The sequence below is a fragment of the Streptomyces sp. CG4 genome, from assembly GCF_041080655.1.
Taxonomy (GTDB): Bacteria; Actinomycetota; Actinomycetes; order Streptomycetales; family Streptomycetaceae; genus Streptomyces.
On record NZ_CP163525.1, the window covers coordinates 6336608 to 6351357 of the forward strand.

Genomic DNA, 14750 nt, shown 5'->3' on the forward strand with positions numbered 1-14750 from the left:
GCTTGTTCGACCGACCCGAAGGAGACCCGCGTGGCCGTCCCCACTCGACTCTCGATCCCGGCCCAGTGGAAACCCGAGGCGGACCCGTCCGCCGCGACCGACGACGCATCGCTGTGCGTCTTCAGCGCCGAGAGCGCCTCCGCCCAGGCCCCGCTGACCAGCGAGCCGCCGCTGCCCGACGCCGAGCCCCTGACCAGCGAGCCGCCGCTCGCCGAGACCGTCCCGCTGACCAGCGAGTCCGACGCCTTCGGTGCGGGGTTGTAGATGACAGCGGCGTTCGGGGACCTCGGGGACGTCGGCGACTTCGGGGACTTCGAGGACCGGGATCTCGCCCGGCTCGCCGAGCTGCACGGCGTCGCCACCTCCTACAGCCCCGCCCCGGGCCGTACGGTCGCCGTTCCCGCCTCCGCCGTGGTCGCCGCGCTGGCCGCGCTCGGCGTCGACGCGGCCGCCCCCGACGCCGTACGCACCGCGCTCGCCGCACGGGAACGCGAGCTGCGTGAGCGCCTGCTGCCCCCGACCGTCGTGCACTGGTCCGGCGACCCGCAGGGCCCCGCCGCCCTCGCCGCACTGCCGCCCGGCACCCGTCTGCGCGTCGAGACCGAGGACGGGGAGGAGCGGGAGACGGCCGAGGGGCTGCCGCTCGGCGTGCACCGGGTGACCGCCCTCGCACCCGACGGACGCACCGGACACGCCCACCTCGTCGTCGCCCCCGACCGGCTGCCCACCCCGCCCGGCCGCTCCTACGGCCTTCTCGTCCAGCTGTACTCCCTGCTCTCGCGCCGCTGCTGGGGCATGGGCGACCTGGGCGACCTCGCCGAGCTGGCCGGCTGGGCCGGGCGCACCGCCGGCGCCGGATTCGTCCAGGTCAACCCGTTGCACGCGGCCGTACCCGGCGCGCCCACCGACCCCTCCCCGTACCGGCCGTCCTCCCGCCGCTTCCCCGACCCCGTCCATCTGCGCGTCGAGGCCGTGCCCGAGTTCGCGTACGTCACGGACCGCGAGCGGCTGAGCGGACTGCTGGAGCGGGCCGAGCGGCTGCGCGCCGCCGTCCTCGACAAGGGCGCCCTCATCGACCGGGACGCGGTGTGGGATCTGAAGCGCGAGGCCCTGGAGCTGGTGCTGGCCGTCCCCCTCGGCCCCGGCCGCCAGGCCGCCTACGACGACTTCCGCGCCGCTCACGGCCAGGCCCTCGACGACCACGCCACCTGGTGCGCCCTCGCCGAGACCCACGGCTCCGACTGGCACAGCTGGCCCGACGAGCTGCGCGACCCCCGCTCGGCCGCCACCGCCGGCGCCCGCACCGACCTCGCCGACCGGGTCGCGTTCCACACCCGCCTCGCCTGGCTCACCGACGACCAGCTCCGCGCCGCCCAGCGCGCCGCGACGGAGGCCGGGATGCCGGTCGGGATCGTGCACGACCTCGCCGTCGGCGTGCACCCCGCCGGCGCCGACGCCTGGGCCCAGCAGGACGTGTTCGCCGCCGGCACGTCCGTCGGCGCCCCGCCCGACGCCTTCAACGCCCGTGGCCAGGACTGGGGCCTGCCGCCCTGGCGCCCCGACCGGCTCGCCGCCACCGGCCACGCCGCCTACCGCGACCTGCTGCGCGCCCTCTTCCGCTACGCCGGCGCCCTGCGCATCGACCACGTCATGGGCCTGTTCCGGCTGTGGTGGGTCCCGCAGGGCAGCCCGCCCACCGAGGGCACGTACGTCCGCTACGACGCCGACGCGATGCTCGCCCTCCTCGCCCTGGAGGCCGGCCGCGCCGGCGCCGTCGTGATCGGCGAGGACCTGGGCACCGTGGAGCCCGGGGTGCGCGAGACGCTGCAGCGGCGCGGGGTGCTCGGCACCTCGGTGCTGTGGTTCGAGCGCGACTGGGAGGGCGACGGGCGCCCGCTGCCCCCCGACCGCTGGCGCGCCGACTGTCTGGCCACCGCCACCACCCACGATCTGCCGCCCACCGCCGCCCGGCTCACCGGCGACCACGTCGACCTGCGCGACCGCCTGGGCCTGCTCACCCGCCCGGCGACCGAGGAGCGCGCCGAGGCCACCGCCGACACCGCCGAGTGGCTCGCCCTGCTGGGCAGCCTCGGCCTGGTGGACCGCACCGCCGCCGGGCCGCCCGGCACGGACGAGGAGGAGGAGATCCGCGCCGTCCACCGCTTCCTGCTGCGCACCCCGGCCCGGCTGGTCGGCGTCTGGCTGCCGGACGGCGTCGGCGACCGCCGCCCGCAGAACCTGCCCGGAACCTGGGACCAGTACCCGAACTGGCGGTTGCCGGTCGCCGACCGCGAGGGCCGCCCGGTGCCCCTGGAGGAACTGACGGGCATGACCCGACTGAGGGCACTACTCGCCGTGTTCACGCAGGTCGCAGACGCGTCAACGCTCTCTACGGGACCCCGGGCGCGCGGCCTTCCGGGTGATTCGCTAACTTGAGACCGTGGACAAGAAGAACGCCCTGCGCGCCGGCGCCCTGGCCGCCGGTACGACGCTGATGATGCTGCTGATGTCGTCCCCCGCGCTCGCGCTGACCCGCGACGACGGTGACGACCCCGGCCCCGGGCTGAACGTCGCCCAGACGCTGGGCCTCTACGTGCTGGCTCCGCTCGTCCTGTTCGCGGTCATCGCCGGTCTGGTGATGGCACTGGACAAGTCCAAGATCCGGACCATCAAGCCCTCGTCCAACGCCGGCGCGAAGTCCGGCGCGAGCGCCAAGGCCTGACCGGACACCACGTTCCTCCGCCGGGGCGCCGGTCTCGCGCAGGTACGCACAGCCGTACCTGCGCGAGACCGGCGCCCTCGGCGTTTCGCCGCCCGGCACGGGCTACGCCAGCCGAACAAGCTCACCCGTACATGTCAGCGGCCCGCGACCTCGCGGCGTGCCGCACGCACGATCACCCCGGCTTCACGGACGGCCATGGCAACGGCTTGCCGTAGCACCGGCAGAGTCAGCTCGGGCTTGGGGATGAGCGGACCGTTTCCGTCCGCGTACGGCATGGTCATCAGCCGCTCGTGCGCGCGAGCGCATCGGCACCGCAGAGGGTGAGGCCGAAGCCCCACTGCGCACAGACGGTCTTGCCCACACCAATCTGTGGCCCCACACCGCAGATGTCCGCCAGCGCCGCGACCAGCGTCAGCTCGCGCCCGACGAGTCACGGAGCCGTGACTGTGCCAACTCGTGTCGCGAGGTACACATCCGGCGACGCCACCTCCAGGGAGCGGCCCGCCCGCGAGCTCCGGCGGCCCCGAAGCGCGTGGGCGACGGCCTCCACCTGAACCTTGATTTATATGATGATGGGATCTTCGTGTAGATGTGGGGGCCGTCCACTCAAGAGGCGGGAACGAACCGGGGGTTGGGCAAGGCGTGATCAAGCCGGAGGAGATTCCTGAGTTCACTGGTGATCTGGAGCAGTTGGAGAAGGATTACGGTGCGCTGAAGAAGGATGCCGGGCTGGTCCGTTCCACGGGTGCGGATGTGCATGGGCAGTTCCAGAAGCTGCGGGGGTTCTATCAGGCTCCGGAGGCGGAGAAGCTGTTCGGCTCGACGCGGCCGGTGGCGGACCGTTCGGATGCGTTCGCCACGCATCTGGAGACGGTGTCGTCGGCGTTGTCGGGGTATGCGGCGGAGATCCGTCCGCTGGTGGCGAAGCTGAAGCAGCTCAGGCATGACGCGGTGGCGTTCGTCGACTCGGTCAAGGGTGATCACGACTGGGAGTACGACGAGGACAAGGTCAAGAAGAACAACCAGCTGCGTGATGATGTGACGGCGGCGGTGGCGGCGTTCTGGGCGGCGGAGCGGACGTGCCACAACAAGATCACGGCGATCTGGCACGGGACGCAGATGGTCGCCGGGGATGGCTCCAACAGGTCGGACATGTACGGCTACAACGCTTCGGACCTGAAGGGTGCGAAGGGGTTGCCGTGGGGTGATCCGGTGGAGCAGAAGCACCACTGGTACGAGTTCGGGCACTGGGCGAAGTCGTTCCTGTGGGACGGCATTTGTGTGGACGGGATCTGGGGCACGATCAAGGGTCTGGGGACCCTGGTGGGTGTCGATGGCTGGGATGCGATGAAGCAGGCCTGGAAGGGTCTGGCGCAGCTGGCGACGGCGCTGGAGTTCATGGCCAATCCGGTGACGGCGGCGGCGTTCTTGCTGGTGCCGGACAAGTACATGCCGTCGTGGCTGCGTGAGTCGCGCAACACGATGAAGCAGACTGGTAAGGCGTTGCTGGCGTGGGACGAGTGGGGCAAGAACCCCGCGCGGGCCGCGGGTGGGGTCACCTTCAATGTGCTGACGACGGTGTTCACCGGTGGTGAGGGTGCGGCGGTGGCGGGTGCGGGCAAGGCCGGCGCGGTGGCCAAGGCGATCTCGGTGGCGGGCAAGGTCGGCAGGGTCATCGACCCGATGACGTACGTGATGAAGGGCGCCGGCGCCGGACTGTCCAAGATCGGCGACATCGGCAAGGCCCTGAAGGGCGCCGGGAAGATCGACATCCCCAAGATCCCCGACAACGCGATCACCCTGCCCGAGGGCACGGTGCACCTGCCCGACGGGACCGTCCACCTCCCCGAAGGGGTGGACATCCCCAAGGGCGGCGTCGAACTCCCGAACGGCAACGTCAAGTTGCCCGACAACGCCCCACTGCATCCCGCGGGCACCGAACCCCTCCACACGCCCGAGGGCGAGCCGCCGCTGTTCGCCGACGAACACGGCAACATCGTCGACCACAAGGGCAACGTGCTGCTGGACACCAGGGAGCCCGGCCCCACGGACACCGTGGACCGGGGACACTCCGGCGCCCCGGCCCCCGGCCACCAGGCCACGGGCGCGGACCTGCCGCACGTGGACTCCCCGGCCAAGCAGCCGGCCCTGGTCGGCGCGGGCGCCCACACCGCCGACACCGCAGCCCACGCCGGCGAACACATCAAGCTGGGCAGCAGCCTCGACGACATCGGCCGCGTCGGCGAGAACGCCCCGACGGCACCCGCCGTCCACGCGGGCGGAGAGATACCCGGGGTCCAGGCCGGTGGCGACCACCTCCCCGGCGGCACCGCCGACCACCTGCCGGGCGGCCGGGCCGACGCCCACATGCCGACGAACAGCGTCGACACCCACGTACCCACCGGCACCGGCGACCACGCGGTGCCCGCTCCCGGGTCGGGCGACCACGTGCCCGGTGGCCACACCGGCGACGTCAACACCCCCGGCCACGGGCTGCCGGGCCACGGCGGCGACACCCACCTGCCCGGCCACCGTGCCGAACCGCCCGTCGGTGGAAGCGGCCCGGACGACCTGGGCGGGGTCGGCAACGACGCCATCGGAGGAGGCAAGCACACCGCCCCCGAACCCGCTACGGCCCCGCACGACGCTGAAGCCGCCCGCCCCAGCTTCATGCACGACGGCGACAACCCGTACGGCCCTGCGGGCTCGCTCAGCGAGGAGCAGGTCCGTGAGATCCAGGTCTACCGTGCCAACCACGAACCCGGTTACTTCGAAGATTTCTACAAGTCGAACGGAAACCGGAAGAGCCTTGAGTTCTACGACGAGAGTGGCAGGACACCGCCACAGCTGACCCGTGAGTCGCCGAACCACCCCTGGGTCACGGTCCACGACGCCCCGCCCCCGGTGAGGCCACGCTATCTCGGCGACTGGATCAAACGCGGCCCCGACGGCCTGGACCCGGAGCCGCTGTCGAAGCTGAACGAGGCGGCGGAAGAGCGCCACTTCGCCATCCATCACGACCACGCCATGGACTCCTGGAAACAGGATGCCAAGCATGCGCACCAGCAGCACCCGACGTGGGAAACGGAGGTGGAGCAGCACGAGAGCCGAGCTGCATATCGGGAATCTCATATCCGCATGCGGGATGCTTCCGAGGATTTCGGCGAAAAGGTAGCCGAACACCACGTCATCCCGGAGCGCTACAGCGGTGCCACCCCTGAGCCACTCCACGGCCCGCTGAACGGAAACGACCAGTTCGACCAGGTGTGGCGCCGCAAGGACGGCGGCTACGTCGTCGTCGAGGCCAAGAGTAGCGTCGACACCGAATTGGGGGCGCGCAACCTGCCCAGCGGAAAGCGGGTTTCTCAGGGAACCAGGGAGTATTTCCTCGACATCATCCGTGAAATGGAGAAGCGTGGAAAGCACAACGCAGCCGAAAGGAAGCTCGCACGGAATCTCAAGACGGCTCTGAAGGAAGGGAAACTGGACTACATAGTTGTCAAGGGGGAGAAGAACGCGGGCGAGTACGCTGGCTACCGCATGCGCCAGTTCGACATCTCCAAGAGGAGTGCTCCGTGACCGTCATCATCCCACGTCACAGCTCGCCGGGACCCGACGACGAGGGCTATGCGGCGGATCTGGGACAGAACGTGATCGAGGATGTCCAGGACCTCGAAGAGTCGCCCGACTCCTTGGACTTGTTGTTGAGCACAGCCTTGCTCCATGTCCAGGCTCGCTGCACCGTCGATCCGCGTGCAGCCAGGCTTGAGACGTGGGAGGCCGTGGTCACCGCGATGCAGATCTATTCAGCGCTGTTCGCAGTGACCAGCGCCACCGAAGGAACCGTGCAGTGCCGTATTGCGCACGAGGTACGAACCCTTCCGGTCATCGGCCCGCAGTCTTATGCGGATGCGGGTAACTGGGTCAACGCCTTCTGGCTGGCCGTGATCTGCCGTGACCAGAAGCGTATGACCGAGCTCTGCGAAGTGCCCCTGGAACGGCTGCGTTCACCGGAAGGGTCGTTCGACGAGTACGTCTACCACTGGGTCGCGGCGCTGCAGGCCTACTGGCTGCAGCGACCAGGACTGGTGGAAGAACTCACCGCGGCGCTTCGGGGCTCCCACCCCGACGTCGCACGCATCACGCCCCATGACTTGCTGCAGAACATCCTGTATCCCCCGATCAACCTCTTCTATCGCTTCCTGCGCCAGGACGGCCCCGGCTTCAACCAGGCCCTGGCGGAAGCCGTGGAACTGCACAAGGCCTACTGGACCGCGGACGAGGACAGGACGGATGATCCGTCCGGCATGGTCGCCCTCGCACCACTGGCCATCGCCTGCCTCGCCTACGACGGCGACATGCCGATCGAGGTGGAGTCCGACTACTTGCCCAAGCACCTGCTCCAGCGCGGCTGGCTGGGCGAGTTCCCCACCTAGCACACGGCAGAGCGGTCCCTCCGAGGCCTGAGGGCACCGCCATGCAGGCCGGGGCACGGGGGAGCGGGGCCGATCGACCCGGCTCAGCCGCGTGGCAGGAGGAGGCGGGAGAGGGCGGCTGTGGTGAGGAGGAGGGCGGCGACGGTGACGAGGCCCAGGTGCATGCCCGGGAGGGAGAAGCCGCCGGGACCGGAGAGCAGGCTGCCGAAGAGGGCGACGGCGAGTGCACCGCCGGTCTGGCGGAAGGAGTTGAGCAGCCCTGACGCGGTTCCCGCGCGCTCTCCCGGGACGGCGTCCATCAGCAGCGCGGTCAGTGCGGGTACCGCGAGTGCCCCGCCGATGCTCAGCGGCAGCAGCAGGATCAGCACCAGCCACACCGGGGTGTGCGCGGCCAGCGGCAGCATGGCCAGCATCGCTCCGGCGAAGATCACCTGACCGGCGACGATCACCGGCCGCCGCCCGATCCGCTCCGCCAGCCGCGGCGAGACCAGGTTGGTCACCGTCACCACCGCCGACATCGGGACGAACATCAGCCCGGCCGTGATCCCCGACATCCCGCGCAGCTGCTGGTAGTACAGCCCGAGGAGGAAGATCCCGCCGTAGAAGGCGGCGTTGACGGCGAAACCGACCGCGAGCGACACGGCCATCCGGCGGTCCGTCAGCATGTGCAGGGGAACCATGGGCTGGCGGTGCCGGCCCTCCACCACGCGGAAGGCGTACCCGGAGGCGACGGCGAGCGCGCCGGCCGCCAGCACAGGGCCGCTGGTCCAGCCCAGGTGGCCGCCCTCGATCACCGCGAAGGCCAGCCCGGCCAGGGCCAGTACGGCGGTGAGCTGGCCGCCGCCGTCCAGCGCGGCGGGCCGGCGCGGGGAACGCTCCACCCGGACCAGCAGACCCAGGATCACCGCGCCCACCGGGAGGTTGAGCAGGAAGACCGCCCGCCAGCCGGCCGAGTCGGTGAGCAGCCCGCCCAGTACGGGACCCGCCGCCATCGCCACCGAGCCGCCGACCGTCCACAGCGCGATGGCGCGGGCGCGCGCCCGGGCGTCCTCGTACGCCTGCCGGATCAGCGCCAGCGAGGCCGGCATCACGACCGCGGCGGCACCGCCCTGGGCCACGCGCGCGCCCACCAGTACGCCGATGCCGGGCGCGAGCGCGCAACCGAGGGAGGCGAGGGTGAACAGAGCGATGCCCCAGGCGTAGGCGCGGCGGGCGCCGGCCCGGTCGGCGAGGGCGCCGGCGGAGAGCATCAGGGCCGCGAACATCAGCGTGTACGCGTCCACCACCCACTGCAGCCCGGCCATCCCGCCGCTGAGGGAGTCCCGGATCGCGGGCAGCGCGATGTTCACGGCCGAGACATCGATGGTGATCACTGTGAAGCCGAGCAGTGAAGCGACCAGCGCGACGCCGCTCCGCCGTGGCGCGGCGGGGGCGCCGGTAAGGGCGCCGGTGGGGGCGCCAGTGGGTGGCGCGGCTGGTCGGGCCCGGTCCGGCCCGCGCCGCCGGAGCGTGGGCGCCGCGGTCTCGGTGCCGTGCCCGTGGGCGGGTGCGGTGGACCGGGACGCGGCAAGGGGGGAGGTGGTTCGCATGGTCAACTCCTGGGTGAAATGAGACTAATTGACTTCTCGTCAGAGCAAGCCGGGGCGGGCGGCCTCAGCCCGTCGGGGCCGCGGCCCGGTGTCTCGCACCCCCTGGGCCCCGGCGGCCGGGCCGCCCGCTGCGAACAACTCTCCGTCCCCGCGCGGCCGTCCGGCAGACCGCGTTGTTCCCGGGGCGCCGCGTTCCAGGCACTGACAGGGCCCCCCACGTTCCTCGCCCGGCTGCCACAATGGGTCGAATGGCAGCAGTAGACGCGCGAGGCACCGAGCTCGGCAGATATCTGAAGGCCCGCAGGGCACAGGTCCGCCCGGAGGACGTCGGCCTCCCGGCCGGCGCCGGGCTTCGCCGCACTCCCGGACTGCGCCGGGAGGAGCTGGCCGCGCTGGCCGGGGTGAGCGTCGACTACTACATCCGCCTGGAGCGCGGCCGGGAGACCAATCCCTCTCCCGCCGTCGTGGACGCCCTCGGCCGCGCCCTGCGCCTGCGCGGCGACGCCTACGAACGCCTGCACGAGCTCGCGGAGCTGGCCTCCGGCCGGATCGCCGAGCTGCCGGCCTCCTCGGACCACGCCGTCCGCGACTCGGTCCTGCAGATGCTGGAGTCGGTGCGCCCGCTGCCCGCCTATGTGGTGAGCCGCTACAACCGCGTACTGGCCGCGAACCCGCCGGGCCGGCGACTGCTGCCCGGGCTCTGGGACTGGCCCGAGGACCAGCGCAACCTGACCCGCTATGTCTTCCTCCACCCGGTCGGCCGGGCGCTCTACGACCCGTGGGAGGAGAACGTCGCGCTCTCGGTGGCGCATCTGCGGGCGGTCGCCGGGGCCGACCCGGACGACCCGGAGCTCACCGCGCTCGTCGGCGAACTGGTCCTGAAGTCACCGGAGTTCGCGCGACTCTGGGAGCGGTACGACGTCTGCGAGCGCGGCGGCGGGCAGAAGACCTTCCGGCATCCGAAGGTCGGACCGATCACCCTGACGTACGAGGTCATGCGACTGGCCCGGACGGGCGGCCAGCGGGTGGTGGTCTACCAGGCGGCCCCCGGCAGCGCGGACGAGCAGGCCATGCTCCGCCTGGAGTCCGCGGACGCCCGGCCGGAGTCGGCGCCCCCGGGCCATCCGGAGCCGGCCGGCGAGTCGTGCCCCGCCGGCGTGCCGTCCTCGGCCCACGCCTCCGTCGGCTGAGTCACGGTCCGCCGCCTCGCCTCATCACGGCTCGCCCTCGGGTGACGTGGTGACGTAGAGACGTGGTGACGCGGTGATGTGATGACGTGATGCGCTCGCGGTCCCGCCGGTGCGCGCGCAACGCCGTGTCCGGGCGGGGCCGGCGCCCTCGGCGTTTGCGTGGTTCAGGGGCTCGGTGCCGTCAGGTACCGCTGCACGGTCGGCCCGAGCCACGCCAGCAGTTCCTCGCGGACCAGCTCCCGGGCCGGCGGGATGCGCAGCACATAGCGGGTCAGAGCCAGCCCGAGCAGCTGCGCGGCGCACAGCGCGGCCCGGGCCGGGACCTGCTCGGGGTCGGGGCACACCTGCCGGGCCACCGGCAGCAGCTGGTCCCGGAAGATGCCCTGCATCCGCTCGGCCCCGGCCTCATTGGTGGCGCCGACCCGGAGGACGGCCGTCAGCTCCTCGTTCTCCTCCCACAGGTCGAGGAAGTGGCCCACCAGCGTCCGCCCCACGTCCTCCCGCGCCAACCGCGTCAGATCGGGCAGCCGCAGATCCAGCGCCACGGCCGCCGCGAACAGTCCCTCCTTGCTGCCGAAGTACCGCATCACCATCGACGGGTCGATGCGGGCGTCCTTGGCGATCGCCCGGATGGTGGCCCGCTCGTAGCCGTCGGCGGCGAACCGCTCGCGGGCGGCGTCGAGGATCGCGGTACGGGTGGCGTCGGAGCGGCGTGCGGGGGTGGGTCTGGTGCTGCTGCCAGTCATGCCAACGAGCGTAGGCCAACAGTCGTGGGCCAACAAGTGTTGACTCCCCGCCCAGCCCGGTTCTACCGTGGTCAACAGGTGTTGGCCAACGGGCGTTGGCCATCGAGCGTTGACCAACAGGCGTTGGCATCCAGGAGGCCACCATGACCGGCACCACTGGCAACAACGACACGACTGCCGTGACCGGCACGCCCGGCGCCCCCGGCACCGGCACCGGCGCCGACACCGTCATCGTCGTCGGCTCCGGCCCCACCGGCCTGCTCCTCGCCGGTGACCTCGCCGCCGCCGGCGTCCCGGTCACCGTTCTCGAAAAGCGCCCCCACAAGATCAGCAACCTCTCCCGCGCCTTCGTCCTGCACGCCCGCACCCTCGAACAGCTCGATGCGCGCGGCCTCGCCGACGACCTGGAGGCCGTGGGCCGGTCGCTCGACCACCTCCGCCTCTTCGGCCGGCTCGGCATCGACCTCTCCGCGCTCCCCTCCCGGTTCAACCACCTCCTGGTCCTACCGCAGTACGAGGTCGAGAAGGTCCTGGAGCGGCGCGCGGTCGAGGCGGGCGTCGACCTCCGGTACGAGACCGAGGTGGCCGGGCTCACCCAGGACGCGGACGGGGTGACCATCGAGGCGCGCGGGCCCGAGGGGCGCACGGAGAGCCTGCGGGCGGCGTACGTCGTCGGCGCCGACGGCATGCGCAGTGCCGTACGGGACGCGATCGGGCTGCCCTTCCCGGGCAGGTCGGTGATCCGTTCCGTGGTCCTCGCCGACGTCAGGCTGGCCGAGAAGCCGCCGACCCTGCTCACCGTCGACGCCGTCGGCGACGCCTTCGCCTTCCTCGCGCCGTTCGGTGACGGCTACTACCGGGTGATCGGCTGGCTTCGCGGCCGTGACGTCCCCGACGACGCGCCGCTGGACCTGGCCGAGGTCAAGGAGATCACCCGCCTCGCCCTCGGCCGGGACTTCGGGATGCACGACGCCCGCTGGCTGTCCCGCTTCCACAGCGACGAACGGCAGGCGCCCGCCTACCGGGTCGGGCGGGTCTTCCTGGCCGGCGACGCCGCGCACGTGCACACCCCGGCCGGCGGCCAGGGCATGAACACCGGGCTGCAGGACGCGGCCAACCTGAGCTGGAAGCTCGCGGCGGTCGCCACCGGCCACGCGGACCCCTCGCTGCTCGACACCTACCAGGCCGAGCGGCACCCCGTGGGCCGGGCGGTGCTGCGCAGCAGCGGCGGGATCGTGCGCCTCGCCATGGCCAAGCGCCCCTGGACCCTCGCCGCGCGCGCCGCGCTCACCGCGTTCCTGAACGCCGTAGGCCCCGCCCGGCGCAAGGTCGCCGCCCAGGTCACCGGCATCGGCTACCGCTACCCGGCCCCCCACGGCACCCACCGCCTCACCGGCACCCGCGTCCCGGACGTCGCCCTGGCCGGCGGCGGCCGTCTCTACGAGGCACTGCGCGGCGGCCGGTTCGTCCTGATCACCCCGGAGCCGTACGAAACGGGTCCGGCCCGCGCCGGCCGGCTGACTGTCGCGCACTGGGCGAGCGCCCGCCGTACGACCGTGCTGGTACGCCCCGACGGCTATGCGGCCTGGGCGGCGGACTCGGCGGACACGGAGGGAATCGAGGCGGCGCTGACGGCACACGTCGGAGCCTGAGTGCTCCGCCGATGGTGCCGCGACGGGACCCCCTGGTGGTGCGGCGACGGACCCCCTGGTGGTGCCGCGACGGGCCCTCGGTCGTCCGTGGGCCCGTCGCGGCCGGGCGCGCCCCGCGCGGGGGAGCCGCCGATGGAACACGAGCCCGCCGGACCGCCGTCGCTACGCCCGGTCGAGCACCGTGTTCCGGTCAGTGCCCGGCGTCGTCATGATCGGCATTGGGGGATGTTGGGGTCCCGGTTGACGCTGTGGGCGTTGCCGTCGGCGTATCCGGCGAACACGTAGGCGTTGCCGGTCCAGTACCACCCGTTGCCGTAGTTCACCTGGTTCACCCGGTACCAGGTGTCGCCGTAGTTGCCGATGCTCTCGCCGACGGTCCAGCACTGGGCGTAGACCGCGCCGCCCGGGGGGACGTCCCCCCACCCGATCTTGCCCCCGGTGGTGTTGGGGTAGTTGTAGAGGCCGACCCAGTGGGAGGTGGTGAGCGGGACGATGTCGTCGGCGGAGGCGGTCCCCGCTGTCGTCAGGAGCGCGCCGGCGCTCAGCGCCGCGGCCGCGACGAGTGTCGCCGTACGGCGTCCGAATCTCATCCTCATGTGGTGCTCCCCTCTCTCGGGCGTCAGTGATGTGGACGACTTGTGGATGACTGACGCAGATTCAGCCTGGTGCGCCCGCGGTTCGTCGGCCATGCTTTCTGTCCTCGCCAAAAGGCTTGCCAGCGGGGGGAGTTGGGCATGCTGTGCATCGAGCTGTCGGAACAGGACCTCACCCGGATCCGGTTCGCACCGCAGCCGGCCCCGCTCGTCGAGCTCAAGCTCGCGCTGATGATGCTGCGGCGCCCGGACTCGGAGCAGACGTTCGGACGGTGGCGGCGCGGACTGCGGCAGCGGCTGCCCGCGACCACCCGCCCGCTCTGGGACCTGCTCACCCCGTACCGCGGCCCCGCGTTCCTGGATCCGCTGAGCGTGGATCTGCCGACCGGCCTGGAGGCGGTCAGGTCCGCTCCCACCGCCCTGGTGCGGGCCGGTGTCGAACGGGTCTGGGCCGGCCGGAAGGGCCCCGTGCCGCCGTGGCTGACGGACCTGGTCCAGGGCGAGGTCACGTCCCGGGAGCGGCTGTGCCAGGCCCTGCACGACGCCTACGGCGCCGCGCTCGGTGCGAGCTGGCCCCGCGTGACGGCCGGCCACAAGGCCGAGTTCGCCCGCTACGCCCTCGACGCGGCGGAGCGCGGGGTCGCCGCCGCGCTGACCGCACTGTGCCCGGGCTCCCGGCTGGCCGACGGCCGCTGGGAGCTCGGCGCGCCCTACCAGCGGCACGTGGTGCCGGCCGGCCGTGGCCTGATGCTGTTGCCCACGTTCCACTGGACCATGGCGCCGTTGGTCGCCGACCACGGGGATCAGCCGCTTCTGGTGGTCTACCCGGCCGGTCCGGGCCTGCCGATCGTGCCCGCCGCCGCGGGCGAGGACGCGCTCGCCCCCGTCCTCGGCAGCACCCGGGCGCACACGCTGCGCCTGCTGACCGTTCCGCTGAGCACCAGCGAGCTGGCCGGCCGCCTGGGCATCAGTGCCGGCGCGGCCTCCGTCCACGCGTCCGCCCTCCGCGAGGCGGGACTGATCGACACGGCGCGCAACGGCCGCGCGGTCCGGCATGAGCTGACGGCCCTCGGCGCGCTCCTGACCGGAGGCGCGGGCCGGGGTGACGCGTTCGCGCGAGGGCAGGCGCGGTGACCAGGCGCGCCGGCGGCTGTCGGTGACTGTCGGCGGCTGTTGGTGGCTGTCGCTGGCTGGGGTGTGGCGCCCCGGGGCCTAGTGCTCCGCCTCCCGGGTCCCCGCCAGCAACTCCCGCAGTAGAGCGGCCAGTTGGTCGGCCTGCTGGTCGTCGAGGGAGGACAGGGCCTCGGTCTGGACGGCGAGGCCCGCGCCGACCGCCTGGTCGATGACGTCGAGCCCCTTGTCGGTGAGGGTCACCTGGAGGCCCCGGCGGTCGTGCGGGTCGGGGGAGCGGCGCAGCAGGCCCGCCTTCTCCAGCTTGTCGAGCCGGCCGGTCATGCCGCCGGTGGTGAGCATCAGAGTCGCGGCGAGCCGGCGCGGGGAGAGCGTGTACGGCTCGCCGGAACGGCGCAGGGTCGCCAGCACGTCGAACTCGCCGCGTGAGATGCCGTACGCCTGGTACGCCTTCTCCATGCGGTCGCCCATGGCGCGCGAGAGGCGGTAGATCCGCCCGAAGACCTCCATCGCCTTGGTGTCGAGGTCGGGCCGGACGGCCGCCCACTGGTCGATGATCGCGTCGACGGGGTCTCTGCGCTGCCGGCTGCCTTCAGTCATGTGCCGAGTATCGCTCGCCTACGAGTCACCCACAAGAAAGTAGCTTGCCAAAAAGTAGCTTAGAGCTAAGCTACTTTCTATCAAGCTACTT

13 protein-coding genes are annotated in these 14750 nt (G+C 72.1%); 8 read left to right on the top strand and 5 right to left on the bottom strand.

The window, feature by feature from the left end; genetic code table 11:
* The first annotated feature begins 30 nt into the window (after positions 1 to 30).
* The 3 genes from AB5L52_RS28930 to AB5L52_RS28940 are packed head-to-tail and all read left to right on the top strand — an operon-like array spanning position 31 to position 2722.
* Positions 31 to 264, top strand: a complete 234-nt coding sequence (locus AB5L52_RS28930) for a hypothetical protein (RefSeq protein WP_351026634.1) — start codon at positions 31 to 33, stop codon at positions 262 to 264.
* Positions 265 to 2436: a 4-alpha-glucanotransferase gene (gene malQ / locus AB5L52_RS28935; protein WP_369367051.1), complete on the top strand. Its 2172-nt coding sequence runs from the start codon at positions 265 to 267 to the stop codon at positions 2434 to 2436.
* 4 nt (positions 2437 to 2440) lie between these two features.
* Positions 2441 to 2722, top strand: coding sequence for a hypothetical protein (locus tag AB5L52_RS28940; RefSeq protein ID WP_351026631.1), 282 nt, complete (start codon positions 2441 to 2443; stop codon positions 2720 to 2722).
* Positions 2723 to 2856: 134 nt separating this feature from the next.
* On the opposite strand, the gene AB5L52_RS28945 is transcribed toward AB5L52_RS28940, so the two are convergent.
* Positions 2857 to 3003 (bottom strand): hypothetical protein, encoded by a 147-nt coding sequence (locus tag AB5L52_RS28945; RefSeq protein ID WP_351026629.1) that lies wholly within the window; start codon positions 3001 to 3003, stop codon positions 2857 to 2859.
* A 361-nt stretch (positions 3004 to 3364) separates the two neighbouring features.
* Between AB5L52_RS28945 and AB5L52_RS28950 the strand changes: the two genes are divergently transcribed.
* The gene (locus AB5L52_RS28950) at positions 3365 to 6301 is read left to right on the top strand and encodes a hypothetical protein (protein ID WP_369367052.1); all 2937 of its coding nucleotides are present in this window, start codon (positions 3365 to 3367) and stop codon (positions 6299 to 6301) included.
* Complete coding sequence (locus AB5L52_RS28955) at positions 6298 to 7158, top strand: immunity 49 family protein (protein WP_369367053.1); 861 nt, start codon at positions 6298 to 6300, stop codon at positions 7156 to 7158. The genes AB5L52_RS28950 and AB5L52_RS28955 overlap by 4 nt, the downstream gene beginning before the upstream one ends.
* 83 nt (positions 7159 to 7241) lie before the next feature.
* Here the strand turns inward: AB5L52_RS28955 and AB5L52_RS28960 are convergent, their stop codons facing one another.
* A complete protein-coding gene (locus tag AB5L52_RS28960; protein ID WP_369367055.1) occupies positions 7242 to 8747 on the bottom strand; it encodes an MFS transporter in 1506 nt (501 codons plus the stop codon).
* A gap of 248 nt (positions 8748 to 8995) precedes the next feature.
* Here AB5L52_RS28960 and AB5L52_RS28965 point away from each other — a divergent pair, with 248 nt between their 5' ends.
* Positions 8996 to 9937: a helix-turn-helix domain-containing protein gene (locus tag AB5L52_RS28965; protein ID WP_369367056.1), complete on the top strand. Its 942-nt coding sequence runs from the start codon at positions 8996 to 8998 to the stop codon at positions 9935 to 9937.
* Positions 9938 to 10101: 164 nt separating this feature from the next.
* Here AB5L52_RS28965 and AB5L52_RS28970 read toward each other — a convergent pair whose 3' ends face one another.
* Positions 10102 to 10683: a TetR family transcriptional regulator gene (locus tag AB5L52_RS28970; RefSeq protein WP_351574687.1), complete on the bottom strand. Its 582-nt coding sequence runs from the start codon at positions 10681 to 10683 to the stop codon at positions 10102 to 10104.
* A gap of 143 nt (positions 10684 to 10826) precedes the next feature.
* Between AB5L52_RS28970 and AB5L52_RS28975 the strand changes: the two genes are divergently transcribed.
* Positions 10827 to 12335, top strand: a complete 1509-nt coding sequence (locus tag AB5L52_RS28975; protein WP_369367057.1) for an FAD-dependent monooxygenase — start codon at positions 10827 to 10829, stop codon at positions 12333 to 12335.
* Between the two features lie 206 nt (positions 12336 to 12541).
* Here AB5L52_RS28975 and AB5L52_RS28980 read toward each other — a convergent pair whose 3' ends face one another.
* Positions 12542 to 12931: a hypothetical protein gene (locus AB5L52_RS28980; RefSeq protein ID WP_351026618.1), complete on the bottom strand. Its 390-nt coding sequence runs from the start codon at positions 12929 to 12931 to the stop codon at positions 12542 to 12544.
* Positions 12932 to 13069: 138 nt separating this feature from the next.
* Between AB5L52_RS28980 and AB5L52_RS28985 the strand changes: the two genes are divergently transcribed.
* Positions 13070 to 14062: an ArsR family transcriptional regulator gene (locus AB5L52_RS28985; protein ID WP_369367059.1), complete on the top strand. Its 993-nt coding sequence runs from the start codon at positions 13070 to 13072 to the stop codon at positions 14060 to 14062.
* 78 nt (positions 14063 to 14140) lie between these two features.
* Here AB5L52_RS28985 and AB5L52_RS28990 read toward each other — a convergent pair whose 3' ends face one another.
* Positions 14141 to 14659 (bottom strand): MarR family transcriptional regulator, encoded by a 519-nt coding sequence (locus AB5L52_RS28990; RefSeq protein WP_351574698.1) that lies wholly within the window; start codon positions 14657 to 14659, stop codon positions 14141 to 14143.
* Between the last annotated feature and the right edge of the window lie 91 nt (positions 14660 to 14750).